Below are 23,514 nucleotides of genomic sequence, written 5' to 3' on the forward strand. Positions count from 1 at the left end.
TCATCCGTTTACTGTATATAAACACATGTTTATTAATACAGTCTTTTTGCTTTTTTAAGCATATGTCAGCTGGTATGGCTGGTAACTCAGCAGTAGTTAATTCATCAACAAATGAGAAGGAGAGCGTTATGCCTGGATTTAATTATGGTGGCGGTCAGGGCGATGGTACTGGCTGGAGTTCAGAAAGCGGTAGTGGTCCGGCGCCAGGCGGCGGCGGTCATGGTAACTCAGGTAACCATGAAAGTGGCAGCGGTAGCGGAAGCACAGGCAGTACAACTGGCTCTACGGCAGTATCACAATCTGTTGGAGAGAATTTGGCTCGCAGCCTTGGCTTAAATCCGAAAGATTTTGCTGCGTTCTTTTTGAGAGAGGATGGTCACGTCATCGGCATTACAACCTTTGGTTTAGGAGACGCTTATGGCGTAGATCTTGGTTTTGCCAATCCTCCTGCTGGTGGTAATGGTAGTGGCACTCCAAACGGAACCTCTACTTATCAAGGTGATGTTTCTGATGCTCGCGTTGCTGCGTTGAAACAAATCATTGCTGACAATGCTGTTTATGCAAATAGTAAGCAGGCTGGAACCCGGATCACAAAAGCAAAGCAAGCAACAATACAGGCTAAGATCGAATTAGCTGTTATTGACTACACGCTCCAAGGCCGCGCCCAGCAAAATACAACCGTGGAAGATGCGGTTAAGTTCACTGCTGAATTTTTGACTGAAGTTACTGCTAAATATAGCCAACAAGCTTCCGCACTGGCACAAGAGTTTGCTAATCAGGCGACGGGTAAAACCCTGCGTAATGTTGATCAGGCACTGGCTGCTTTTGAGAATTACAAAAATTCTCTTGCTACCAAGTTTGGTGTGGCTGACCGTAACGCGATTGCCAATGCGCTAAATTCAGTGCAGTACTCATCCTATGGGGGTCAGTTTGGATATCGAAAATTATTGTACGTTAGGCTCATTTTTTGACCATCAAAGAGAGCCAATATCTGGCGAAATTTAACAGAACTGTCTACGCACCAAATTCCGTATCCGTAGATATCATTTTAGTAGCAACTTTCCTTCCGACCGCATCACAGCCAGTAATTAACTAACAATATGATTTATATCATAAATAAAAAACGCTCAGTGTTTTTTCTCTGCCCCACCCTTTATACTATGGTGGGGTATATGTTGACGAAAAGCACATACCCCACTATAGTATCCAAGATCAAAAAAGATGAGGTAAACAATGCCCAGTACTCCTGAAGAGAAAAAAAAGGTCCTTACCCGGGTTCGCCGCATTCGGGGTCAGATTGATGCTCTGGAAAGAGCGCTTGAAAATGGCGCTGAATGCCGTTCCGTTCTTCAGCAGATAGCTGCCGTTCGCGGAGCAGCTAACGGTCTTATGGCAGAGGTGCTGGAGAGTCACATACGGGAAACCTTTGACCAGAATGACAGCTACAGCCATGAAATCAGTAAATCCGTTGACGATACGCTTGAACTGGTTCGTGCCTATCTTAAATAGCTAAGACATCACATTGAGGAGAAATTACATATGAAATCACGTGCTGCCGTTGCATTTGCACCAGGGAAGCCCCTGGAGATTGTTGAAATTGATGTCGCACCACCTAAAAAAGGCGAGGTGCTGATTAAAAACACCCACACCGGTGTCTGCCATACTGATGCCTTTACCCTCTCCGGGAACGATCCTGAGGGCGTTTTCCCGGTGGTTCTCGGCCACGAAGGGGCCGGTATCGTCGTGGAGGTCGGTGAAGGCGTGACCAGCGTGAAGCCGGGAGACCATGTTATTCCGCTTTACACCGCCGAATGCGGGGAGTGTGAATTCTGTCAGTCCGGTAAAACCAACCTCTGTGTATCTGTTCGCGAGACTCAGGGCAAAGGACTGATGCCTGACGGAACCACCCGCTTTTCTTACAACGGCCAGCCTCTTTACCACTACATGGGATGCTCCACGTTCAGTGAGTACACGGTAGTGGCCGAGGTTTCTCTGGCAAAAATTAACCCGGAGGCAAACCATGAACACGTCTGCCTGCTGGGCTGTGGCGTAACCACAGGGATTGGCGCTGTTCACAACACAGCGAAAGTACAGCCTGGAGATTCTGTCGCTATTTTTGGTCTTGGCGCAATCGGTCTGGCTGCCGTTCAGGGGGCTCGCCAGGCAAAAGCAGGACGCATTATCGCTATCGACACCAACCCGGCCAAATTCGAACTTGCCCGTCAGTTCGGTGCAACCGACTGTATCAACCCGAACGACCATGACAAACCGATTAAAGATGTGCTGCTTGAAATCAACAAGTGGGGCATTGACCACACCTTTGAATGTATCGGTAACGTCAACGTTATGCGTGCGGCGCTGGAAAGTGCTCACCGTGGCTGGGGCCAGTCCATTGTCATCGGCGTGGCCGGCGCCGGGAAGGAGATTTCCACCCGTCCATTCCAGCTCGTTACCGGGCGCGTATGGAAAGGTTCTGCTTTCGGCGGAGTGAAAGGCCGTACGCAGCTTCCGGCCATGGTAGAAGATGCCATGAAGGGTGAAATTGAACTGGAGCCATTTGTTACCCACACCATGACGCTGGATGAAATCAATGATGCCTTTGACCTTATGCATGAAGGTAAATCTATCCGGACGGTGGTTCATTACTGATCCCGCCCTGACCTTAACAAATATAAACTGAAGGAAATGAATCATGGCAACACCTGTAATTTCTGGTAATGACATCTTTTCTCACGTGTTCATCGGTGCATCCGATGTCGAAACATCTGCTGCTTTTTACGATGCTGTACTCGGAACGCTTGGCATCAACAACCTCGGCCCGTTTGGCAACGGCTGGGTACTCTATGGTCGCGAAAAGCCAGCCTTTATTATTGCACGTCCGGGCAATGGCGAAGCGCCATCGGCCAACGGCGTGACTGTTGGATTTGCAGCTGCAAGTCCGGAAGAGGTTGATGCTTTCCACGCAGCCGGCCTTGCCGCCGGAGGGAAAGATGAAGGCCAGCCTGGCCCGCGCAACCATCTCCCTGGAGCCTATGCAGCCTACCTGCGAGACCCTGCGGGTAACAAAATCACGGCTTATACGTTCATCTGACGTCCGGCTATAAAGATACGTCCCCTGACTCCCTGTCAGGGGAAATAACCATGAGACAGAGGCTGATGGAACTCATCGAGCAACATGCCAGCGCTGGCGGCTGGCAAAACGTATACAGACATTATTCACAAGCCCTTAATTGTGAAATGAATTTCGGTGTTTATCTTCCTCCCAAAGCAGCAACAGAAAAACTGCCAGTGTTGTACTGGCTCTCGGGCCTGACCTGAACCGCTCCGGTTTTCCTGGAGAGTATTTTGCCTGAGTGATCAGGCTGCCACATCCCGGTCATTCAGCGAAGCGTAATAGGCTTTTTCTGCCTCCACTGGCGGGATATATCCGGTCCGTTCCATCAATCGGTGATTATTGTACCAGTCCACCCATTTCAGCGTAGCCAGCTCAACATCCTGTCGGGTTTTCCAGCTTTGCCTGTGGATCACCTCCGCTTTGTACAACCCGTTGATACTTTCTGCCATCGCATTGTCATATGAGTCGCCCGTGCTGCCTGTTGAAGCCAGCAGCTCCGCGTCCTGCAGCCGTCGCGTGTACGCCAGTGACACATATTGCGAACCTTTGTCGCTGTGATGGATGGTACCGCTCGGGCGTCTGGCCCACAGCGCCTGCTCCAGTGCATCCAGCACGAACGACGTTTCCATCGTGGATGAGACCCGCCAGCCCACGATAACACCGGCGAACACATCAATGATGAAGGCCACATATGCGAACCCCTGCCAGGTGCTGACGTAGGTAAAATCGGCCACCCAAAGACTATCGGGCCGTTCAGCCACGAACTGCCGGTTCACCCGATCCTGCGGTGTTTCGGCTTTGTTGCTGCGGGTGGTTCTGACACTTTTGCCGCGTGTCACCCCACGTAGCTGCAGGGCTTTCATCAGGCGCTCAATGGTGCAGCGGGCAACGCCGACACCTTCACGTTTTAGCTGTCGCCAGACCTTACGCACACCGTAAACGCTGTAGTTTTCTTCGTATACGCGCTGTATCTCAGGTATCAGCACGGCATCGCGTTTATCCCGACTACTGCGTCGTTCAGGACACTCCCGGCGTTGCTGATGCCAGTAGTACGTTGACGGAGCAATATCCAGCTCATGACAGACTGGCCCGACCCCGTGTTCACCGCTCAGATTTTCCAGAAGCGGCATTATTTTTTCCAGTGGCGGTCGAGCTCCGCCTGGGCAAAATACGCTGAAGCCTGACGCAGAATATCATTGCTGCGGCGCAGCTCGCGGACTTCCCGCTCCAGTTCTTTCAGACGCTGGCGTTCGCTGGCAGTCAGCGCATTCTGCTCATCATCAACGGGCTCCTGCTGACGGATCCAGATACGCAATGTCTCGGGAGTGCAGCCGATCTTAGGGGCAATGGAGCAGATAGCGGCCCATTGTGAGTTGTAGGTATTCTGGTTTTCCAGAACCATACGAATAGCGCGTTGACGAACTTCAGGGGGAAATCGGTTATGTTTTGTCATCCTGGTTACCTCTCTCAAAGAGTGTAGTCTCCAGGATTACCGGGGCGGTTCATTAATCTTACTCAACGTCCGCTCTTCGCTCATAACGGACCTTGTCCCACCGTACATGTCCGCTTTGTGCCAGAAGCGACCATTCCAGTTTCGCGCAAAATTGAAGCCAGCCACTGGCTGTCAGGCCAGTGCCATCAGATTGACCATGATGACACTTAATGCCAGGCCGATCAGAATGACGCCTGAGACACGCTCCAGCCAGGGCAATATCTGCGAAAAGTATTTCAGTATGACGCGGTTGCCAATGAAGATAGCTACCAGTAAATCCCACAGCAGCACAATGCTGAACATCCATACGCCATAGACGACCTTCAGGCTAATCACGGTTGTACTGCCAATAAGCGTGGCCAGACTGACATAAAACAGCGCATTTTTTGGATTAAGAATACCGGATAAGAATCCCATGCTGAACTCACGGCAGTGCCTCCATACGCCAGCAGACTCTGTGACTGATCCAGGGTTTTTTACATTGTATTCAGAAACAGAGTTTGCTCCCGCAAAGCGAATAAAAAGCACACCGATATAGAGCAGATAAGCACAGCCCGTAAGCTGAATAACGATGAAGCTGATGCTGTCAGGACTAAACAGCGTCATACCGCTGAAGGCGGCAAGAATAAACACCCCGTTCGCTATCGCTATTCCCAGACAGACATTTGCAGCGTGACGCCAGCCGGCTCTGATGGAGGTGCGCGCAACGAGAAAAAAATCTGGACCGGGTGACAGCAACGCCAGAAAATGCGCTGCAGCCACAAAAAGAAATTGCTGCATCCAGGTATTACCCTCTTAAACGTTTTTAACAGGGTGCATTCCTCGGGCAGGATTGTATTGAACAAAATTGCAGATTTTCAGCTTCGATAGCAGCCTGGCGTTACGCCGGTATGCGCCTTGAATACGCGCTGGAAATGACTCTGATCAGCGAAACCCAGCCGGTAAGCAATATCGGCCATATCACGGCCTGACTGCAGCCACTGCCGCGCCTGATTGATGCGCGCATTAAGCTGGTATGCATGCGGTGTCATCCCGGTCGCAGCGCGAACTGCTCTGATGATCTGATAACGACTCATGCCTGACAGATGAGCCAGCTCCGCTAAGGTCCGCGGCTGCCTTTCGGTCTGCTGCATCATATCAATAACGTTTTTCAACGTCCGCCTCACTTCAGACGACATGACAGGAAAAGCTTTCGCCACACAGGATTCATATTCGCAGTCGCCGATAAACTCAATTAACGCCACACTTTTGTCTTCTGCACTGACTGTTGAAAACAGGGTGGAATTCAGTTCACAGAAGCGACGATACAGGTCCTCATCAGTTGTCACCCGAATAATATTGTCACTAATAAGACTGCCTGAAAAATCATGCATTTCAGCAACCAACGCCCTTAACCACGCGGCATCGATATGCAGCATCTGATAGCTCCAGTGCTGATCGGGTAAGGGATTACAGGAATGAACAGCGCCGGCTGGAATGAATACCATCATCCCCGGTCGCAGAGACCAGGTATCACCCGCCGCCCCTGTGAACACACTGCTGCCCGCGTCTACAGCGCCCAGGGAAAAAGTCGGATGACTGTGTAGCTTATAACATGCGCGGCTGTGACAGGCGCGACGGCTTTCTACAAAACTCATGGACGAATCGCGCCAGAATTCTGCAGGGTTGCAGGTGCTGCTATTATCGCACCTGCAGCTGGAAGCACATGGGGGCAGGGTAAGCATACGGGTTCCATCCTGGTACAAATCATTGTGGTGATGCCTGCAAGGTGTTGAGCCAGACATAAACGATTAATTCCGATATTACCTCAGGCAGGCCTGCACATATCCATTAATATGTCCGCTTTTCGCTCATAGCGGACATTGCCTTATGCAGATGTCCGCTTTGCAGTCATGGCATATGCATCTTCTGATAGCTGAAAGCTTGCAGTAAAGCTGGCGTGGCTTCTCTTAATAACCGTCTGTTTTATGCCAGCATCATCGCTCATGTTCTTTCGGAGCATCAGCAATGAAAAAAGCCATCGCATACCTTCGCTTTTCCACTTCCTCGCAGCAGTACGGAGACTCACTTCGCCGGCAGAATAAACTTGTGGCAGAGTGGCTGGAATCGCATCCGGATTATTTGCTGGACAATCTTACTTACAAAGACCTCGGTCTCAGCGCCTTTAACGGCTCCCATGCCGTTCACGGTGCTTTTTCTGAGTTTATGGAGGCCGTACAGGGCGGTTACATTCCGTATGGGACGGTACTGCTTGTGGAAAGTCTTGACCGCCTTTCACGCGAAAAGATTGGCGAGGCCACGGAGCGGCTTCGCAGTATTCTCAGCGCCGGCATAGATGTGGTTACCCTGACCGATCACACGCATTACACAAAAGACTCTCTTGATGATCCTTACTCATTGATAAAGACCATTCTCATCGCCCAGCGGGCCAATGAGGAAAGCGAGATCAAGTCGCGCCGTATGAAGTCCGCCTGGCAGAAAAAACGGGAGGAAGCGGAGGCATCCGGCCGTAACGGACCGGAGCTGATATCACTGGCTCTGGCACAATGCGCTGAGGAGCATGGCGTGATGCTGGAATTTATCAAGCCAGGCAAACCGACGCAAAACGCGTTTATCGAACGATTTAACCGAACGTACCGGACCGAAATACTGGATTTTTATCTGTTCAGAACACTTGATGAAGCACGGGAAATAACGGAACGCTGGCTGACGGAATATAACAGCAAGCGGCCTCATGAATCCCTGAACAACCTGACGCCGGAAGAGTACCGGCTGATGGCTGAACAACCGGAACTCTCAAAAAGTGCGTGGAACTAAAGCAGAGATACTTACAAGATCCGTGGAACTTAACTTGGGCTTCAGAGCGACGACATCCAGTAACCCAAACATATTTTCCGCCGCGAAAATATCTTCGACAGTCGCCTTTTTGCTGTGTGGGGTAGAGTGTAAACTGATCATGAGTTAGCTTCCCTGCTTTGCCATTTACGCCTGTTTTTTTGTTGCGAAGGAAGGCCAGCACCTAGGCGGAACCCACCTCCAGCGAGTCACTCGATCTTAGCTCCGATAGAGGCGTTAATTATTTTGTATCTGGCTACTTAATTGCCTTTTGCCATTCAGAAAAAAGGTTTATCCAATTCCTTACCGGCAGTTTCTTATTTACAGCGGTTGAAAAACCATGCCCACCTTCATGAAATAGATGCATCTCAACATTACCTTTAAAGTTTCTTACTGCATCAAACATTCTAAGTGTATTTTTCGGTGAAGCAATCTGATCGTCAAGTGCCTGAGCAAGGAAAACGGGTGGGCTATTTTTCGACACTAAATATTCCTGCGAGTTAGCTATTGCAAGACAATCATTGTTTGTTCCCCATAAGGTGTTTTTGGTCCCATTATGGGTTATACCGGGTAACATAGAAAGTACAGGATAAATGAAAGCGCTAAAATTAGGCCTGGCACTCAACTTATCTGCTGAATCTTTTTCAGGGTAATAGTCAAAGTCTGGTTTGTTTGCTACATTTGCAGCTAAGTATGCACCGGCTGAAAAGCCCATCACGCCGATACTATTTTCAGCAATATTGTACTTTTTAGCTTGGCTTCTGATCAAACGGATAGAACGTTGGACATCGGCGAAAGCTTGATTTCTTTTTTTGTCACTCCCATTAGCAGGCATGCGATAAGTGAGTACAAATGAAGAATAACCTCTCTTACTTAACTCTTTGGCAACATTCAGGCCCTCATAATCCATCATGATATAAGTGAATCCGCCACCAGGGACAATTAATACCGCACTGTGATTTGTTTTGCCTTCGGGTGGTACAAATTGTAAGTCTGGCGTGGTGACATTGAGAACGGCTCTGCTTTTTAATTTTGGATCCTTGCTAAAATCAACTATTTTATTCGGCTCTGAAGAAACCTGGTCCCACAGCAAGATTTTCTCATAAGCGAGAGAATTCTGAGTGGAAAAAAAAAGAAAATATAGTAAGGAGTAAGCTAATTTCATTTATGGCTGCCTTGGCATCTGGTGGTTGTGTATCACATTATGCCAGTGCTAAAGAGAATACTCAAAAAAAACATATAAAGTAAGTCTTAAATATTAAATATAAACGCCAATTCTAATAAAGCCAGAATTAGATTAAATCCGACTTTGTTGAATAAAACCATCTTTTAGCGGCTGGCCGACTCAGCTTATTGTCATCCTTCCGACAAAGGGCACCCTTTGGTTGAGCAACAGTTTAAAATCAAACATTAGCCTGCATACAATAGAGTACCCCCATAACGCGACTGCCTGACGGTCTGGCCTGATGAGTTGACCATTACTGCATTGTAGTGATCCACAAAAACTGGCCACCCCGTTAGAGTTTTTCCAGTATCGATTTTCTGATTCGTTTGGTGGCAACCCACCATTATATTCGTGTGGCCTGAGCGCACTGTAATATCCAACGATGTAGTCCGTTATGGCGTGAGTCGCACCGCTGAAGCTTACGTAACCTGTCACTGGCACTCATTCGTTTTCCAAAATCCGGAAGAAGCGTTCCATTGAGCTATTATCCCAGTAGTTTCCACGCCGGCTCATACTCTGCCTGATCTGGTATTGCCACAGTAACTGCCGGAACTGCCTGCTCGTATAATGACTGCCCTGATCACTGTGGAACATTACTCCTGCGGGCTTACCGCGAGTTTTCCATGCCATTTCCAGTGCTTTCATGGTGAGTCTACTGTCCGGCGAGAACGACATTGCCCAGCCCACTGGCTTTCTTGCAAACAGGTCGAGAACAACAGCGAGGTATACCCAGCGTTTGCCTGTCCAGATATAGGTCACATCACCGCACCACACCTGGTTTGGCTCTGTTACGGCGAACTGTCGCTCAAGGTGATTCGGGATAGCAACGTGTGCATGACCGCCACGCTTATATCGGTGAGTCGGCTGCTGGCTGCTGGCAACTGACCAGCCCTAGCTCTTTCATGAGCCGGCCAGCAAGCCAGCGCCCTATCTGGTAGCCTCTCTTGGTTGCCATTGTGGCGATGCTTCTTGCTCCGGCCGAACCGTGGCTGATGCCATGCAGCTCAAATACCTGACTTCGTAACACAGCCCGTGTGCCGTCTGCTTTTTTAGGACGATTTTTCCAGTATTTATAGCTGCTGCGATGAACCCCAAACACATGGCAGAGAGTGGCCACAGGATAACGCGCCCTGAGTTTCCCGATTATCGAGAACTGTTCAGGGAGTCTGACATCAAGAGCGCGGTAGCGTTTTTTTAATATTTCGTCTTCCATTTCAATACGTTGTAGATTTTTATTCAGCTCACGTATTTCGATTTGTTCCGGTGTTATCGGAGAGGCTTTTGGTGTTTTGCCCTGGCGCTCTTCACGCAGTTGCTTGACCCATTTTGTCATCGTGGAAAGACCGACATCCATAGCCTTAGCGGCGTCAGGGACGGTGTAGTTTTGATCGACAACCAACTAAGCGGATTCGCGTTTGAATTCAGGACTAAAATTTCTTCTTTCATTGGAGCACCTGTATTGTTCTGAGGTGAGAATATCACCTCTGTTCAGGTGGCCAAATTCAGTAAACCACTTCATCGAGACGTGGTTCACCAGAAAGAATTTTACTTGTTTTATTGGTTTTTTGGGCTACCTTAAGTTTATTTAAGCATTGCGTTGGTAGTATCGGTTGCATCCACCGAATAAGTTCTTTTCCTCTGCAGGAATCTTTTTTCCAGTAGGTGCCATGAAATTAATGCCATAGTCAAAGTGATAATAATCGTCAGTAAAAGCGCCATGTAAGGGCTGGAGTCATAGAGTCCGAAATGGGTAATGACCTGTATGACGGGCCAATGGTAAAGGTAAAGACCATAGGACAAATCACCGTAATGACTGATTTTCACTTCTTTGAACATATTAGTACAGAACAATATTACCATTGCTGAATAGACAATTGGCTCAATTAGAAACGATAAGTGCGTGTTCTTCATCAGAACGTAAAGTACCAATGAGGCAATGGAAATTTCTTTTAGTTTGCTGAAAAATGAAATATTGGTTGCCAATAAAGAACCAAAAAAGAAGTAAGAAGAAAGGTAAATAAATTGTTTAGCCAGCGTTTCAGCTTTAGGACCGCTATAAATGCTGGTGAAGTAAAAGAACCATACCACAGAGACGGCAAAAATAGCTAAGTACGTTTTTAATGGATACTTTTTGATAAACGGAACGATTGCCGGTAGCAACAGATATAACATGAGTTCTGCTTTAATGGTCCAGAGGGAACCATCCATCGGCTGATTGGGGTTGTCAGTGAATACGCCTGGCAAGGTAGGCTGAACAAAGTTTAGGAAGCTCAGATTTGCCACAACATACTTAAGAGTGGTTTTATTTAAGATAAAGTTCATCAACGGGAGTGTTGTTAGACAAACCCCGATTATCATACAGAAAAAAATAGCGAATATGTAAGCAGGTAATATCCTAGCGAATCTTTTTTTAAAATAAGACCCAAGCGAGCTGCTGCGTATATAACTCTTACAAATAAGATAACCGCTAATAGAAAAAAAACCTTTTACCGCGAAGTCGCTATCAAGAATCTTAGCCAACCATGCTATATCGGTACTCCTTGTAACTTCAGCTGCATGTACCAGCAAAACTATAAGCGCCAGAACCAGCCTGACTATGTCAAAATTGTTTTTGTTTTCCATTATTTCTTCTTGAGTAGATAATGAGCAGAAGAGTTTTCAAAAAATATCAAAACTTTCTTTTTAATATGAAAGACAATATTAAGTAGTTTAGGTTGGAAAAATCAACTAAGAAAAATCATTTGAATGATATTCAGATAATCCTTAATAAAGAGGATTTTCAAAAAAATTAATAATAGCCGGGGCGAGCCGGCTATTCATAAAATTATCGAATGGTTTTAAAAAATGGTGTTACGCTATTCATAAGATTATCGAATGATTTTAAATGACTGTGCTACACCATATCCGGTAATCGATTGTTTACTCGCTACTGTATTGTAATAGAGATAGTAAACAACCATCAGTACCATCACCATTACAGCGAGAGCCTTTTTAAAATTCCTTGCTTCATACACGCATAGCGATATCAGTACAGGCTCTACCTGTAGCAAATAGTTCGCCAAACGACCACCAGATGCATAATCCTGAAGCGCTAGCCTCAAACCACATCCGAGGGCAAAAGTAACCGCAATCACATAGTAAAAGGAGAACCTTTCGGGCATCTCCCTTTTCATCTTGTCACTGAGTAGCATAAAACTAAACAGCACGACAAAGCCTATGTTTTTCAAATTGGATAAGGTAAACACACCTTGTTCCTGAGTGGAGTCCTGCCCTGAATAAGCCATAGCCCTATCACCTAAAGAGCCAATATGACTTGACACTCCGGCAAGTAATGCAGAACTTCCCATAAAAGCCAGCGGAAGACTACCTACAACAATTAGAATAGGAAGGTATTTATTCTTTTTAAAGAACAATATTATGGGGATAAAAATGGCTACTATGCCGGTGGCATGACTAAAAAATGACAGCAAAAAAAGCCGTAACATACCGAGCTTGTTCTTTTTAATTGTGTGATAAACAAAACCAAGAAGAAAGGCTGAACATAGACCAAATCTTATCTGATTCATATCCTTATTGATAAATAGGTGAGCCGAGTACACTGCCAGCGAAATCATAGGCAAAGGCGTCAATTTTCTGAAGTAAAACGAGTTTACGCAGACTGAAATCATACAGAAAAGGTAAATGAAAAAATCAGAATCCTTAGTAAATAGTCGACTGAATAGGGCGATGGCGTATATCGCCGGTTCATACCTAAAATCTTCTGCGGTATTCCAGAAACCCTCTATATTGAGTTTATTTATGAAAGCGTCATAAAATTGGCGGTACTGCCCATCATCAAGGCCTGTACCCAATTGGCGCATACCGCCAAATGTAAAGATAAGGGCAGTGGCACAAATGTAAAAATATATTCTGACCCACGATGATTTTCTATTATTGCTGAGTAGCAGATCTAAAATGGACAATGTGGTTAAAATCAGGCTTATAATCCAGTAAATTCCCATAATTCTTTTCTTAAAGTTTAAAGCGCCGTTATATCATGCGGCTCTATTTCTGTAAACACGAGAAAGAGGCCTATTGTCAAGGTTTAGCTTAACTAATATATAGGATTTAACGTCTTTTTTGGATATGTCAGCGTTTGCCGGCAGGACGGCCCCCACCGGCACACGTGTTATGCGGTCCGGCCGTCATGCGGCATAGCCCAGCCTTTACGCTTTTACCGTCGCGATCGTTTCACCCACCTGCGCGTCGCTAATGCTGCCAACTTATTGATAATGATTTATCGTGAGATATGGTGCATTAAAAGTTAACAAGGGAGATAGGGATTTGGCCAATTGAATTGCTTAATTGAATATGAAATCGAATGCAATAAGGAAAATCCTTTTTAATACTATTCGCGATGTCGGACCAGGTCAATTGTTTCTTAGGTTAAATATTAAACAGCTTATAATTTCTGTACCACCAAGCTGCCATGTTATGAAATAGGAAGACGTGTCCTAAACCCCGGTTCCGTACATAGAGAATTAGATGTGTACGGAAGTTAGTGTTTTTCTTTTCGTACAAGACTTACAATATGAGTTAATTGAAGATGCTCAGGAAAGCTTAATTTAGCGTTGGATACGAAACTGTAAGTATCTATCGTAACCAGCTACGCTGGTTGTTAAGCTCCTTACCTAGCAGCGTTCGTCACTGGGGTTCATCCGACGTTCTCAAAGTGCACCTTAACAGCCGGCGATTTGCTATCCGTGCTACTTCTTATTCGGAATGAAAAATGGTGAAACTATATGTTGTTGATAGATATAACCGCTATCGAGAAAACCACATAGTATCTCTTAAAACCTCCAAAGACATAACACCGATCGAGCTTAGTCATTTAGCAATGGCTTTGTTTCCTGATAGTGTCTCTGACCAGGGTAACTACTATTTCCTTTCAAATTCACCTTATGTTAATCCTACGATCAATATAGATTGGTCATTTGAGTTTTATCGGCGCGCTAGACATCCAGACAAACCATCTAGTTGGCAATGCCTATACGCTTGGCAACACTTGGATGAAGCTTTATCTTTTAGAAGCTCTAATGGCAGTCCTGGTGACCCAATTTATGAAATCGATACAGATCAGCGTAATTGTCATATCGCCGATATGATCTTATTGGATAATCCAGACTTAGCACTTATACATACTTACCGTGCCGAACTGTACTGGCAAGGAAAGACAATGCCAAATCATCTTCTTAAGGGGTGGCGTACTCAATGGGAGGTTTTGGTTCCCTTACCACTCACGGTAGGCAGGCAGATTTAATGACGAATCTCCGAGTGAAGCATATTAGTAATTTACGGAACAGTCGTGCAGAAACGAAAAAAGGCGGGGTGGTTAGCCCCCGCCTTTATTCAAGTTCCGTCAGCTTATGGGCGTCGGGTCAGTTGCTGGATGGCAACGATAATTTGGACTCCGGTTAGCAGGATCTGCATCACCAAGAGGATGGTTCCTAAAGTTATCACTTCCGGCTTCTCCTTTTCAGGAGAGCGCCACACGTCGCAGGTGCTTTTGGGTTAGCCTCTGCGCCGCGTACCGGTAGTTAGCAGGTACAAGCAGCACTCTTTTGGGTGGAAGCAGATCGGACAGCACCACCTGTTTCCGGTCGGGGTAAATCTCTGCGCGACTGAGCTTTAACCCACTTCTGAGAGGCTGCAACGGCGTAGCGCTGCCAACTGCCACGAGTATAAGGCCGTGCGGCACAGGCCGCAACGTTGACGGGATCGTCAATCAGCGTTAACATTGAACACAGTTAGCAGGTACAAGCAGCACCGTACCGGCAGCGGTTACCAGCCGCGCTTGGTACAGAAAATTAACTCGGTTTATCAGACCGGGTTTTTTTTCGCCTCAAAGATGCCGTTTCCGGCACAAGTCAGATCCTAAGCGCATTCCATTTATTCCCCTAATATTTTTGCCGACAAAATACGGCCTTTTCCCTTTCTTCCCGGCATTCGGTAAAACACCTATTCTGCCGAATTGCCACGTAGAAATGAAAAAGGGCAGAGTATTAACTCTGCCCCGTCAGACCGCTTAAATCAGTTTGTATGCTGCCGTCAGCGCCGGCTTAATCAGCCTTGAACAGTGCGCCCAGATAAAACACATCATTATCTTTTTTCACAAAGCGCATGTTCATCTTATGACCGGAGGCGTTGATATGAGCCGTGTACGTATTTTCTTTTTCATTATTATTCCAGCTTTCGACCGGATATTCCGAACCTTTGAATTCAATAGTTTTCTCGGAAATTTTCAGAATGAGTCCGTACTGCTCATTTTTGTAATCTCCGTAAATACCGTCATTGCCGCAGCCAGCCAGTAGGAATGCAATACCGAGGACGGCTGCCATAAATAATTTTTTCATTAAATAATCCTTTTATAATAAGTAGTTTTCCCTAATAGTTGGATTTAAGGAAAATCCACAAAAAAACGGGGTTATTACCCCGCTTCTCTTCGAAAAAGTTAAAATCTGTTGTTAATTTTTGCCCACCACTTTTGGGTGATGCCAAATGCGAATGCAAAACACAATCCCCCACCACACCACATTTCAATACCGTGTGCAGTAACGAAAAAGAACACACCTACAAGTGCCAGGGGTATAGCGGAAATCACCCATAAAATGGTTGTGCCGGCCTTCTCTCCGGGGCTGACGTCGCGATGAACAGACATATTTACTTTCCTTACGATATGAAAACCGTTGTACTACTTATTTTTCTTCTTATTAGGAATCATCTTAATCGCTGAGCCGGTGAAAATCCAGCGTGGCTTATACGTTTTTATCATGCGGTAAAACCCCAATAAGACCGAATGGCGCACGCGGCGCTGCTGAAATTGCCGCTGATACAATATATTGTAGTTTTCCCAGCTACTGCCGAGACTATATGTAGTGCCAGCGGGGGCGCGGCCAGCCAACACCAGGGCGGAATGCGCCGTTTCCCCCGCCCCGGCCATTCGGTAAAACTTCTCTCAGAGGAGGTTTAACCGAATACGAATTTGAGCCAGCAGATTTTTTCTTCTTGACTTCTGCAAAAATCATTAAATGAAAATAAAAAGATATTACGACATTTAGGTATGCCCCAATGTCATGTACTAAACCGACCGGTTTCGTACATACCAAATAACTACTGTACGAAAGTTAGTGTTTTTATTTTCGTACACTCTCTATAATTCGTACACCTATTCCGTACACAAAGTAACTATATGTCACGTGTTTTTGCCTACTGCAGGGTATCTACTCTCGAACAGAATACTGAGAACCAGCGTCGGGAAATCGAAGCGGCCGGGTTTACCATCAGACCCCAGCGACTGATTGAAGAGTACATCAGTGGCTCAGTCGCGGCGGCTGAGCGTCCTGGATTTATGCGTCTGCTTGATAGAATGGAAAACGGTGACGTTTTAATCGTAACGAAGCTGGACCGTCTCGGACGCAATGCCATGGATATCAGGAAAACCATTGAGATGCTTTCTGCGTCAGAAATACGGGTTCACTGCCTGGCGCTGGGGGGGGTAGATCTCACCAGTCCGGCCGGAAAGATGACAATGCAGGTAATCTCTGCGGTTGCTGAATTTGAGCGGGATCTATTACTTGAACGTACACATGCTGGTATTGCGCGGGCTAAGGCATCGGGAAAGCGTTTTGGTCGCCCGCCTGCTCTGGATGACGAACAAAAGAAAGCTGTGTTCCTGCGTCTTAATGAAGGGAGGAGCATTAGCGCTATCGCCCGCGAATTCGATACCACACGGCAGACCATACTCAGAGTAAAAGCGGCAATGGAAGACGCTGATACTCGCTCGTGAGCTTGTCTTTTAGCGCATGTCCGCTTTGTGCCAGAAGCGGACGTTGCAAAATCCATAACGGTTCATTGAATGACAGGCGATAAAGCAGGACAAAGCTTACATACGTCCTGTTCTGAGCGCATTTAACCAGTCGGGACGGTTATTGCTGAACGCAACTAAAGCTGCTGACTCCCAGTCATACTCAACCGCTCTGAACTCTGCTTTCCATAACCCGTTATGTTGCTCCACTATTGCATAGCGGGCATGGGGGGAACCACTTTCCATGACATGCGCACAGGGGGTGTCATCATCATAGGCCTGCAACCCTACGCTGCCAGGGTTGACAATCAGTCGGCCGTCAGCCAGCCGCATTTTTCGGGGGATGTGCGTATGGCCGCACAGGATGAGCGATTCGCTTCTGCTTGCAATAAGCGCTAAAACGCGCGCTTCAGACGACGGCCGCACACCTGAAGCAGTGACTTCTTCGAGAAGATAAACAAGGTCGTCACCCGGGACGCCGTGCACCATCAGTATGTCCTCACTAAAAGTTAACTCTGCCGGCAGGTTTTTAAGCCATCTCCAGTGCGCAGCCTGAAGGCTTTTGAACGCATGCCTGTCAGACAAGCTCATATCTGAAAAATCCTGTTCGAGGAGTTGTCGTTCGTGATTACCTCTTACAGTTGGAATGTCTAGAGGCATCAGCCTGTCAGCGGTTTCCACAGGGAACAGCCCTCCCGAAACAATATCGCCTAGGTTCACAATCTGATCGACTCCCTGAGACTGAATGTCCGCCAGCACAGCATCCAGCGCCGGAAGATTCCCGTGAATATCTGATATTACTGCCAGTTTCATACTGCTTTCCCTGTTATGTTTAATCTCACAGATTCGCTCACCTGAGCGGCCTGTAAAGTGGGTAAAGCCACTGTCTGCGATTAACCTGTCCGAAGAATAACGCGGCGTCTGTCCTGATGCACAGTTCAGAAATCTGGGCAGTCAGCTGAAAGGTTGCATGACGGCTTTGCAGAATATATTACAGTATATGAAGCGCTTATCACGCGTGCATTTCTCATGTCCGGTGTAAGCCCAAGTCTACCTTGTCAGGGCTGCCACAGCAGCTCTGAGCCAGAAACAGACGTTGAAAAATCCATAATGTTTCATGCTGCTTCCCACTGTTTTGTCTTTACTCACCCGACTTATCATTCGGGCATTCTGTAAGCTGACAAGAGATCCCCCGCATTATATTCATTACGGGGAACAGGCGTGAGGGTAACCCTTATCTCTACCCGGTATGATTCACCAGGACTTACTGGCCAGTTCGATGCAAAGCGCGCGATCTGCTGCACAGCCTTCAGAAGTTCAGGTGTGGGTTCATTTGCGCAATTCAGTCGAAGAAAATTATGTAAGTCGCTCCCACCAGGAGAAAAAAAAGCGCCAGGACTTACGCCAATGCCCAGCGCCAGCGCGCGGCGATGCACCTCCAGGGTATCTATCGGATACGGGAGTTCTACCCATAGCAGAAAACCCGCTGCTGGCATGGCAGCATGCGTTCCCGGCGGAAAACTCGACCTGACTTGTTCCAGGACAGCCCGCATCCCCTTTTCAATCCGTAACTTCAGATGTCGCAGGTGACGCTCGTAGTGACCACTTGCCAGAATCTCACCCGCTGCTGCTTCAAGCTGTGGCGCGCCCGCCCAGTCGCCAGCCATGCGAGCCTGCAAAACCTGATTATGATAGCGGCCAGCCGCAACCCATCCGATCGCCAGCCCGGAGCCAGCGTTTTGGACAGGGAACTGCAGTAAATAACATTCCCGCTCTGATCGAATCCCTTACATGCCGGAGGACGTTGCTCCTCACCGGCCAGGTCACCATACACATCGTCTTCGATGAGAGGTATGCCCGCTTGTTCAAGCAAAGCAACAAGCTTGCGCTTGCGTGTGACAGACATGCTGGCCCCAAGCGGGTTCTGCACCGTAGGTGAAGCCAGCACAGCAGCAGGCCGGTGAATGCAGATAGCTTCGGCAAGCGGTGCCAGCATTAAGCCCTCAACAGGATCGGTAGGAATTTGCAATGCTTTCAGACCTAAATCCTCCAGAAGCAGAAGCGTTCCAAAGTAAGCAGGCTGCTCAATCGCCACCGCATCACCTGGCTGGCATACTGCCCTCAGAGCCAGGCGCAGAGCCTGGGTTGCGCCTGCAGTAATGATGAGATCATCTGCATTAAAACGGGCGCCCCACAGCGCTGCGCGTGTAGCAATCTTACTGCGTAGTTCTGCTCTCCCGGGCGGCAGGCTGTAGCTCTGCCCGCCTGCTTTGAGACGGCGACCTGCAGCCTGCAGCGCCCGCTGCAGAGTAACAGCAGGCAGCCAGTCTGCATCAGGCAGCGCTGCGCCAAGTGGCACCAGACGAGTCTCTGCGTTGCTGAACAGTGAACGCGCTATGGCTGACATGGTGACGGGCACAGGACCACGCAAGGTATGAAGAAGCTGTATGTCCCGGGAGTCCTTTATCTGACGCACAAAGTAGCCCGAGCGCGGTCGCGCTGTAATCAGACCCTCTGCCTAAAGACAACGGAGTGCCTCCAGTGCTGTCGGAAGGCTGACCTGCTCGCGTTCAGCCAGCTTACGTGTGGAAATCATCCTGTCGCCGGGCCGCAGGACTCCTGACGCAAGGGTGAGCCGTAGCATCTCAGCAATGCGGCGATAATGAGGTAGCGACGTGAGCGGAGCAGACATTGCAATCTGTATAGTCGGTTTTTTGATAAATCTGACTATACAGACGATGAAGCACCGCATCTATAGTGTCGAATATGATTCAGACAAGGAGGCACTATGCTTAGCAAGAACTTTGATCTTTCTACCTATTTCCGTCGTATTAACTATACCGGAGCAGCGACCGCTGATACTGCCACTCTGCATGCTATGATGCGCCATCAGCTCTTCTCAATACCCTTTGAGAATCTGGATGTGCAGGCAGGTAAAATCGTCTCGCTGTTACCTGAAGATATAGCTGACAAGTTGCTGCAACAAGGCCGGGGCGGCTACTGCTATGAAGTCAATGGATTGTTTGCCATGGCGCTGGAAGCATCAGGCATCCCCTATCGTTTCGTTGCAGCGCGACCCATGTTCTATCCGGCCAGGCGCCCCAAAACTCATATGGCGTTAATTGCTGAAGTTGATGGTCGACAGTGGCTTTGCGACCTCGGTTTTGGCAGTTATGGCATCCGCGCACCCGTTGCCCTGGACATTCTCGATACTGAAATCAAACAAGATTTCGATACCTTTCGACTTACTCGTGACGAGCATGATAACTATCTGCTGCAGGCGAAGACAGAGGGTGAATGGTGCAACCAGTACAGCTTTGACCTCTCACCCTGTGAGTGGATAGATTTTGTTCCGGCGAACTACCTCAACTCTACTCACCCTGACGCCATCTTTGTGCAGAAGCTGCTGGTTATACAGCACCGGCCTGAAGGACGCCTGATTTTGCTGGGCGACATGCTGAAATGGGTTTCAACGGGTGGAGTAGAAAAGCAGCAGCTGAAGCAAAGCGAGATCTTTTCTGTGCTGAAAAACCGCTTTGCTTTGCAAATGCCGGAATAAATCAGAGGCCATCTTATTTTCATCACACTTCCTGCTCCCGTAGTTTGAAAACACAAAGGCTGCGTGGATACGCAGCCCTCTGGCCGACTCCCTGCTCAGAACAGACCGCAGTCTCGCTTAATCCCCCAAAAGTTCGAAATGTTTAAAGGGAGGCAACAGCGTCAGTTTCGTTTTCTGCAATGGCGATATGGTATCCATTACCACTCCTGCCAATACGTGCGAAGCCGTCCGGGCCTAAGTGCATGCCAGCTACCAGCGTTTTTTCTCTGAAGACGTGTCCCAGTAATGCTTTCCGCGTTTCCCTGGCTTGCACAGGATTTGTGTCAAAGGTAATGGAAACATCCGGATGTGCGGATTGAATATGGGGAAAGTGAACGATATCGCCCCAGATTATTAAACTGCTGTCACCGGAATCAATACGAAAACCGGTATGCCCGGGCGTATGGCCTGGCAGCCACACAGGCGAAATGCCTTCCACAATTTCTTCATGGCTCAGGAAGTGCAGATTATGCGCATAAGACTCTAACGTCCGGCGAGCCAGTATAAAATTCCGCTGAACGCGTTCACTGGCTCTTTCTTTTTCTTCTTCGTTCCACCAGTAACCTGCTTCAAAAGGATGCAGATGAAGCTCAGCATTTTTGTAAACGGGTGATCCTTTATCATCCAGCAGGCCGCCAATGTGATCAGGATGAGCGTGCGTCAATAAAATGGTATCGATATCGTCAGGGCTGACTGCGGCGGCCCTGAGGCTTGATTTAAGCATGCCACCCGCATTATTGCTGCCTCCTGTACCGGCATCGACAAGGATGGTTTTTCCCCTACCGCGAATGAGGTAACAATTAATGTGAATATCGCCAGGTTCAGTGATACCTGTATTGAGCTGAATATTTTCGGCATCCGCCGTTTTGATGTCTGACAACAGCGCCAGGCTGGCTGACATCACTCCATCACTGAGAGCCGTCACCAGAAAATCACCGATCTGACGCGACTTAAGTGTCAGCTGCTTCCTCATCTCGCCCTCCGCAACGGCCTTATGGAGTTGCGGCGTCACAGGTTCATAAAGGCGAGCATCAGGAACAGATTGAGACAGCCGTACCGCAGCGTCGCGATCAAGCACACAGGCAAAGCGCCGTTGCTGAACGTCGGCCTGTCCCGTCGCATTCATCACCGTTGCCGGGCATCCCGTTTCCTTCCCGATGAAGTCGACTGACTGCGTGCTCAGCAGCAAAACCTGCCCGTCTGATACTGCCGGAGCCAGTCCTTCACATTCATACAGGCTGCGCTGCCAGTCAGTGACAGAGGCCTGCCAGTGAGAAAAATTACCGCCGCCTTTCAGACGGTATTCTTCGCCATTAAGTACCTGGGCATCTGCAATGGTATGAATGGCGAGGTAAGCAGGACAGCCAGTACCGAGTGCGCGAAAGCGCTGAGAAGTGATGAATCCGGTTACAGAGATGAGCGCTGGCAATTTTTCCAGACTGTAAAACGTATTCCAGTCCTTCTCGCTGGCGGGGTCGGCATATGAGCATTCTACGGTATACAACACGGGCTATCCTCGGCATCAACAAACAGCAGGACTTGCATGACCTGCTTAATGAATTTTCATCATGCTAAAGGCGTTTTATTACTCTTTATATCGATACTTTCTCACCATGCGTTTACATTCAGTCACTGAATGAATTTTAGCTAAAAGGGGAGGGAATAAATTTATGCGCAGAAAAATCCCGAGTAGCACTTCTCTACAGGCATTCGAAGCTGCGGCCCGGCATAACAATTTTGCGCGTGCGGCGGAAGAACTGTCGCTAACGGAAGGGGCTATCAGTCGCCAGATCGCACGTCTTGAATCGCAGCTGAACTGCAGGCTGTTCGACAGAACGGGAAGTCGTGTAAAGCTCAACCCTGCCGGAGCGCGTTATGCACACCATGTCCGCGAAACGCTGGAAAGGATTGAACGAGACACTCAGTACATAATGGGAATGCCTGCAGGCAGTACCAGTCTGGACATTGCCGTATTACCTACATTTTCCACACGCTGGCTCATTCCCCGTCTGAGTCGCTTTAACGCAATGCATCCGGGAATAACGTTGAATATCGCAGCCAAAACAGACCCTTTCATTCTTACAGAAAGCGGCTTCGACGCCGTCGTTCATTTTGAGCATTCATCATGGACCGGTATGCGGACACGCTTCCTATTACAGGAAAAGCTGGTGCCGGTATGCCATCCCGGGCTGCTGACGGGTAAAGATATTAACGTTCAGCTGAACGAAGTGCCGCGAATCCACCGTCGGCAAAATCCGGATGCCTGGCATCACTATGCTAATGAACACGACATAAAGCTGGATAATCCGGCGCAGGGTTCCCGATATGACCTTCATGAAATGGCAATAGCCGCAGCACTGGCAGGGCAAGGCGTAGCATTAGTTCCGCACATGTATGTAGAAAAAGAACTACACAGCAGAGTACTTGTAGCACCATGGCCCGAATCGAACAGCCTGAGCAAACGTTTCTGTCTGGTTAAACCGGTGGAAACAGGACTGAATGAAGCGGCACTGCAGGCTTTTGAAAGCTGGATGCTGGCTGAAGCCACCAGCAGGAATCTCACTACATGAGAGTAACGTCCGCTTTGTGCCAAAAGCGGACGTTTCAGGGATCGTGTTATGTTGTTAACCGCGAGCAGTTTATGGGATATGCGGTTCCGTCCAATGCGGGGCTGTCTGACACTGATTAGTGATGGAGAAGATGAATGACAAGTGATGTAATCGCGCTTTCCGCTATTGGCGTAGCTATTCTGTTTGGCGCAATGAGTCCGGGTGTGAGCTTTCTGCTCGTTGCACGAACGGCCATGTCCGGTTCAAGACGGGCGGCATTATCTGTCGCTGCAGGAATGGGTTTTGGTGCGTTTGTTTTTGCTGCCATAGCGTTAGCAGGCCTTCATACTCTGTTAACTCTGGTCCCGTCACTTTACACGGGACTGAAGGTTGCAGGTGGATGCTATCTTTTATGGCTGGCGTTGAAAATGTTCCGTCGTCCTTCAAATCGTTTTCATGATTCTTCCGGCACCGAGGAAATAAGCGCCCCACGAGCTTTTATGACTGGCGTATTTACGCAAATCAGCAATCCCCATACTGCACTGGTCTTTGCCAGTATTTTTTCCGCAGCGCTTAGCAAAAATATTCAGCCTGTTATGTATGTCATCCTGCCCACAATGGCATTCGTTATTGATGTGCTCTGGTATGCAGTCGTTGCATGCTTATTATCAACTGACGGACCACGTCAGGCTTACATCAAGTACCGCAGATTTATAGATAAACTCAGCGGAGGCGTCATGGCTCTTCTGGGCATACGACTGCTGTTGAAGTAAATCAGTCGGGCACGATTTAGTCTACTGCCGATAAGTATGCCCGTCCGCTTCTGGCTCACAGGGGACAAATCTGCAAATCCCCTG

19 protein-coding genes, 6 pseudogenes and 1 other annotated feature are annotated in these 23,514 nt (G+C 48.1%); of the genes and pseudogenes, 12 read left to right on the forward strand and 13 right to left on the reverse strand.

Annotated features, from left to right (window positions below; translation table 11 throughout):
• Positions 1 to 128: 128 nt before the first annotated feature.
• The 5 genes and pseudogenes from ACJY2L_RS13325 to ACJY2L_RS13345 form a co-directional block, all read left to right on the forward strand.
• On the forward strand, positions 129 to 971 hold the full coding sequence (locus tag ACJY2L_RS13325) for a colicin-like pore-forming protein (RefSeq protein ID WP_439214285.1): 843 nt from the start codon (positions 129 to 131) through the stop codon (positions 969 to 971).
• Between the two features lie 262 nt (positions 972 to 1,233).
• Positions 1,234 to 1,509, forward strand: coding sequence for a formaldehyde-responsive transcriptional repressor FrmR (gene frmR / locus ACJY2L_RS13330; RefSeq protein WP_439214286.1), 276 nt, complete (start codon positions 1,234 to 1,236; stop codon positions 1,507 to 1,509).
• A gap of 30 nt (positions 1,510 to 1,539) precedes the next feature.
• Positions 1,540 to 2,649, forward strand: a complete 1,110-nt coding sequence (locus ACJY2L_RS13335; protein ID WP_312208599.1) for an S-(hydroxymethyl)glutathione dehydrogenase/class III alcohol dehydrogenase — start codon at positions 1,540 to 1,542, stop codon at positions 2,647 to 2,649.
• A gap of 43 nt (positions 2,650 to 2,692) precedes the next feature.
• On the forward strand, positions 2,693 to 3,091 hold the full coding sequence (locus tag ACJY2L_RS13340; protein ID WP_439214287.1) for a VOC family protein: 399 nt from the start codon (positions 2,693 to 2,695) through the stop codon (positions 3,089 to 3,091).
• 65 nt (positions 3,092 to 3,156) lie between these two features.
• Positions 3,157 to 3,315 (forward strand): annotated as a pseudogene (locus tag ACJY2L_RS13345) (alpha/beta hydrolase-fold protein); the annotation flags it as partial.
• 42 nt (positions 3,316 to 3,357) lie between these two features.
• On the opposite strand, the gene ACJY2L_RS13350 reads toward ACJY2L_RS13345, so the two are convergent.
• The 3 genes from ACJY2L_RS13350 to ACJY2L_RS13360 form a co-directional block, all read right to left on the reverse strand.
• Positions 3,358 to 4,568, reverse strand: a protein-coding gene (locus ACJY2L_RS13350) for an IS3 family transposase (RefSeq protein ID WP_439214260.1) whose coding sequence is annotated in 2 segments (ribosomal slippage) — positions 3,358 to 4,283 and positions 4,283 to 4,568 — 1,212 coding nt in all. Because the reading frame shifts where the segments join, the coding sequence is not laid out codon by codon here.
• Positions 4,174 to 4,290 (reverse strand) — a sequence feature (AL1L pseudoknot). It overlaps the preceding gene by 117 nt.
• A 171-nt stretch (positions 4,569 to 4,739) precedes the next feature.
• Positions 4,740 to 5,387 carry a LysE family translocator gene (locus tag ACJY2L_RS13355; RefSeq protein WP_439214288.1) on the reverse strand — a complete coding sequence of 216 codons (648 nt, stop codon included), beginning with the start codon at positions 5,385 to 5,387 and terminating at the stop codon, positions 4,740 to 4,742.
• A gap of 77 nt (positions 5,388 to 5,464) precedes the next feature.
• Entirely contained in the window at positions 5,465 to 6,244 is a 780-nt protein-coding gene (locus tag ACJY2L_RS13360; RefSeq protein WP_439214289.1) for a helix-turn-helix domain-containing protein, read from the reverse strand.
• 370 nt (positions 6,245 to 6,614) lie between these two features.
• On the opposite strand from ACJY2L_RS13360, the pseudogene ACJY2L_RS13365 reads away from it, so the two are divergent.
• Positions 6,615 to 7,115: pseudogene (locus ACJY2L_RS13365) on the forward strand (recombinase family protein); the annotation flags it as partial.
• A 3-nt stretch (positions 7,116 to 7,118) separates the two neighbouring features.
• Positions 7,119 to 7,424: pseudogene (locus ACJY2L_RS13370) on the forward strand (integrase core domain-containing protein); the annotation flags it as partial.
• A 274-nt stretch (positions 7,425 to 7,698) separates the two neighbouring features.
• On the opposite strand, the gene ACJY2L_RS13375 reads toward ACJY2L_RS13370, so the two are convergent.
• The 4 genes and pseudogenes from ACJY2L_RS13375 to ACJY2L_RS13390 form a co-directional block, all read right to left on the reverse strand.
• Complete coding sequence (locus ACJY2L_RS13375) at positions 7,699 to 8,607, reverse strand: alpha/beta hydrolase (RefSeq protein ID WP_439214641.1); 909 nt, start codon at positions 8,605 to 8,607, stop codon at positions 7,699 to 7,701.
• Between the two features lie 336 nt (positions 8,608 to 8,943).
• Positions 8,944 to 10,066 (reverse strand): annotated as a pseudogene (locus tag ACJY2L_RS13380) (IS3 family transposase); the annotation flags it as partial.
• 182 nt (positions 10,067 to 10,248) lie between these two features.
• Entirely contained in the window at positions 10,249 to 11,289 is a 1,041-nt protein-coding gene (locus ACJY2L_RS13385) for an acyltransferase family protein (protein ID WP_439214639.1), read from the reverse strand.
• A 245-nt stretch (positions 11,290 to 11,534) separates the two neighbouring features.
• The gene (locus tag ACJY2L_RS13390) at positions 11,535 to 12,668 is read right to left on the reverse strand and encodes an EpsG family protein (protein ID WP_439214637.1); all 1,134 of its coding nucleotides are present in this window, start codon (positions 12,666 to 12,668) and stop codon (positions 11,535 to 11,537) included.
• A gap of 767 nt (positions 12,669 to 13,435) precedes the next feature.
• Here ACJY2L_RS13390 and ACJY2L_RS13395 point away from each other — a divergent pair.
• Positions 13,436 to 13,966 carry a hypothetical protein gene (locus ACJY2L_RS13395; RefSeq protein WP_439214635.1) on the forward strand — a complete coding sequence of 177 codons (531 nt, stop codon included), beginning with the start codon at positions 13,436 to 13,438 and terminating at the stop codon, positions 13,964 to 13,966.
• Between the two features lie 799 nt (positions 13,967 to 14,765).
• Here ACJY2L_RS13395 and ACJY2L_RS13400 read toward each other — a convergent pair.
• Entirely contained in the window at positions 14,766 to 15,059 is a 294-nt protein-coding gene (locus ACJY2L_RS13400; RefSeq protein WP_439214634.1) for a hypothetical protein, read from the reverse strand.
• 98 nt (positions 15,060 to 15,157) lie between these two features.
• Positions 15,158 to 15,364, reverse strand: coding sequence for a hypothetical protein (locus tag ACJY2L_RS13405; protein ID WP_439214632.1), 207 nt, complete (start codon positions 15,362 to 15,364; stop codon positions 15,158 to 15,160).
• 531 nt (positions 15,365 to 15,895) lie between these two features.
• Between ACJY2L_RS13405 and ACJY2L_RS13410 the strand changes: the two genes are divergently transcribed.
• The gene (locus tag ACJY2L_RS13410) at positions 15,896 to 16,492 is read left to right on the forward strand and encodes a recombinase family protein (RefSeq protein ID WP_439214631.1); all 597 of its coding nucleotides are present in this window, start codon (positions 15,896 to 15,898) and stop codon (positions 16,490 to 16,492) included.
• Between the two features lie 96 nt (positions 16,493 to 16,588).
• Here the strand turns inward: ACJY2L_RS13410 and ACJY2L_RS13415 are convergent, their stop codons facing one another.
• Both ACJY2L_RS13415 and ACJY2L_RS13420 read right to left on the reverse strand, forming a co-directional pair.
• Entirely contained in the window at positions 16,589 to 17,323 is a 735-nt protein-coding gene (locus ACJY2L_RS13415; protein ID WP_439214630.1) for a metallophosphoesterase family protein, read from the reverse strand.
• A gap of 441 nt (positions 17,324 to 17,764) precedes the next feature.
• A pseudogene (locus tag ACJY2L_RS13420) lies at positions 17,765 to 19,202 on the reverse strand (PLP-dependent aminotransferase family protein).
• 96 nt (positions 19,203 to 19,298) lie between these two features.
• On the opposite strand from ACJY2L_RS13420, the gene ACJY2L_RS13425 reads away from it, so the two are divergent.
• Complete coding sequence (locus ACJY2L_RS13425) at positions 19,299 to 20,069, forward strand: arylamine N-acetyltransferase family protein (protein ID WP_439214628.1); 771 nt, start codon at positions 19,299 to 19,301, stop codon at positions 20,067 to 20,069.
• Between the two features lie 142 nt (positions 20,070 to 20,211).
• Here the strand turns inward: ACJY2L_RS13425 and ACJY2L_RS13430 are convergent, their stop codons facing one another.
• Positions 20,212 to 21,081 carry an MBL fold metallo-hydrolase gene (locus ACJY2L_RS13430; RefSeq protein WP_439214644.1) on the reverse strand — a complete coding sequence of 290 codons (870 nt, stop codon included), beginning with the start codon at positions 21,079 to 21,081 and terminating at the stop codon, positions 20,212 to 20,214.
• A gap of 24 nt (positions 21,082 to 21,105) precedes the next feature.
• Positions 21,106 to 21,615: pseudogene (locus tag ACJY2L_RS13435) on the reverse strand (sugar ABC transporter); the annotation flags it as partial.
• Between the two features lie 163 nt (positions 21,616 to 21,778).
• Here ACJY2L_RS13435 and ACJY2L_RS13440 point away from each other — a divergent pair.
• Together ACJY2L_RS13440 and ACJY2L_RS13445 are read left to right on the forward strand one after the other, a co-directional pair.
• Positions 21,779 to 22,678 carry a LysR substrate-binding domain-containing protein gene (locus tag ACJY2L_RS13440; protein WP_439214626.1) on the forward strand — a complete coding sequence of 300 codons (900 nt, stop codon included), beginning with the start codon at positions 21,779 to 21,781 and terminating at the stop codon, positions 22,676 to 22,678.
• A 134-nt stretch (positions 22,679 to 22,812) separates the two neighbouring features.
• Entirely contained in the window at positions 22,813 to 23,430 is a 618-nt protein-coding gene (locus ACJY2L_RS13445; RefSeq protein ID WP_439214624.1) for a LysE family translocator, read from the forward strand.
• Positions 23,431 to 23,514: the final 84 nt, after the last annotated feature.

This window comes from Duffyella sp. Ts4 (genome assembly GCF_051851875.1).
GTDB classification, from domain to species: domain Bacteria; phylum Pseudomonadota; class Gammaproteobacteria; order Enterobacterales; family Enterobacteriaceae; genus Duffyella; species Duffyella gerundensis.

What these genes read in the sequence shown, in the direction of transcription:
- ACJY2L_RS13390 (WP_439214637.1), bottom strand. Translation starts at nt 12,668, where the DNA reads ATGGGAATTTACTGGATTATAAGCCTGATTTTAACCACATTGTCCATT.
- ACJY2L_RS13385 (WP_439214639.1), bottom strand. Translation starts at nt 11,289, where the DNA reads ATGGAAAACAAAAACAATTTTGACATAGTCAGGCTGGTTCTGGCGCTT.
- ACJY2L_RS13405 (WP_439214632.1), bottom strand. Translation starts at nt 15,364, where the DNA reads ATGTCTGTTCATCGCGACGTCAGCCCCGGAGAGAAGGCCGGCACAACC.
- ACJY2L_RS13410 (WP_439214631.1), top strand. Translation starts at nt 15,896, where the DNA reads ATGTCACGTGTTTTTGCCTACTGCAGGGTATCTACTCTCGAACAGAAT.
- ACJY2L_RS13325 (WP_439214285.1), top strand. Translation starts at nt 129, where the DNA reads ATGCCTGGATTTAATTATGGTGGCGGTCAGGGCGATGGTACTGGCTGG.
- ACJY2L_RS13425 (WP_439214628.1), top strand. Translation starts at nt 19,299, where the DNA reads ATGCTTAGCAAGAACTTTGATCTTTCTACCTATTTCCGTCGTATTAAC.
- ACJY2L_RS13415 (WP_439214630.1), bottom strand. Translation starts at nt 17,323, where the DNA reads ATGAAACTGGCAGTAATATCAGATATTCACGGGAATCTTCCGGCGCTG.
- ACJY2L_RS13430 (WP_439214644.1), bottom strand. Translation starts at nt 21,081, where the DNA reads ATGAGGAAGCAGCTGACACTTAAGTCGCGTCAGATCGGTGATTTTCTG.
- ACJY2L_RS13360 (WP_439214289.1), bottom strand. Translation starts at nt 6,244, where the DNA reads ATGAGTTTTGTAGAAAGCCGTCGCGCCTGTCACAGCCGCGCATGTTAT.
- ACJY2L_RS13335 (WP_312208599.1), top strand. Translation starts at nt 1,540, where the DNA reads ATGAAATCACGTGCTGCCGTTGCATTTGCACCAGGGAAGCCCCTGGAG.
- frmR (WP_439214286.1), top strand. Translation starts at nt 1,234, where the DNA reads ATGCCCAGTACTCCTGAAGAGAAAAAAAAGGTCCTTACCCGGGTTCGC.
- ACJY2L_RS13340 (WP_439214287.1), top strand. Translation starts at nt 2,693, where the DNA reads ATGGCAACACCTGTAATTTCTGGTAATGACATCTTTTCTCACGTGTTC.
- ACJY2L_RS13375 (WP_439214641.1), bottom strand. Translation starts at nt 8,607, where the DNA reads ATGAAATTAGCTTACTCCTTACTATATTTTCTTTTTTTTTCCACTCAG.
- ACJY2L_RS13400 (WP_439214634.1), bottom strand. Translation starts at nt 15,059, where the DNA reads ATGAAAAAATTATTTATGGCAGCCGTCCTCGGTATTGCATTCCTACTG.
- ACJY2L_RS13440 (WP_439214626.1), top strand. Translation starts at nt 21,779, where the DNA reads ATGCGCAGAAAAATCCCGAGTAGCACTTCTCTACAGGCATTCGAAGCT.
- ACJY2L_RS13355 (WP_439214288.1), bottom strand. Translation starts at nt 5,387, where the DNA reads ATGCAGCAATTTCTTTTTGTGGCTGCAGCGCATTTTCTGGCGTTGCTG.
- ACJY2L_RS13395 (WP_439214635.1), top strand. Translation starts at nt 13,436, where the DNA reads ATGGTGAAACTATATGTTGTTGATAGATATAACCGCTATCGAGAAAAC.
- ACJY2L_RS13445 (WP_439214624.1), top strand. Translation starts at nt 22,813, where the DNA reads ATGACAAGTGATGTAATCGCGCTTTCCGCTATTGGCGTAGCTATTCTG.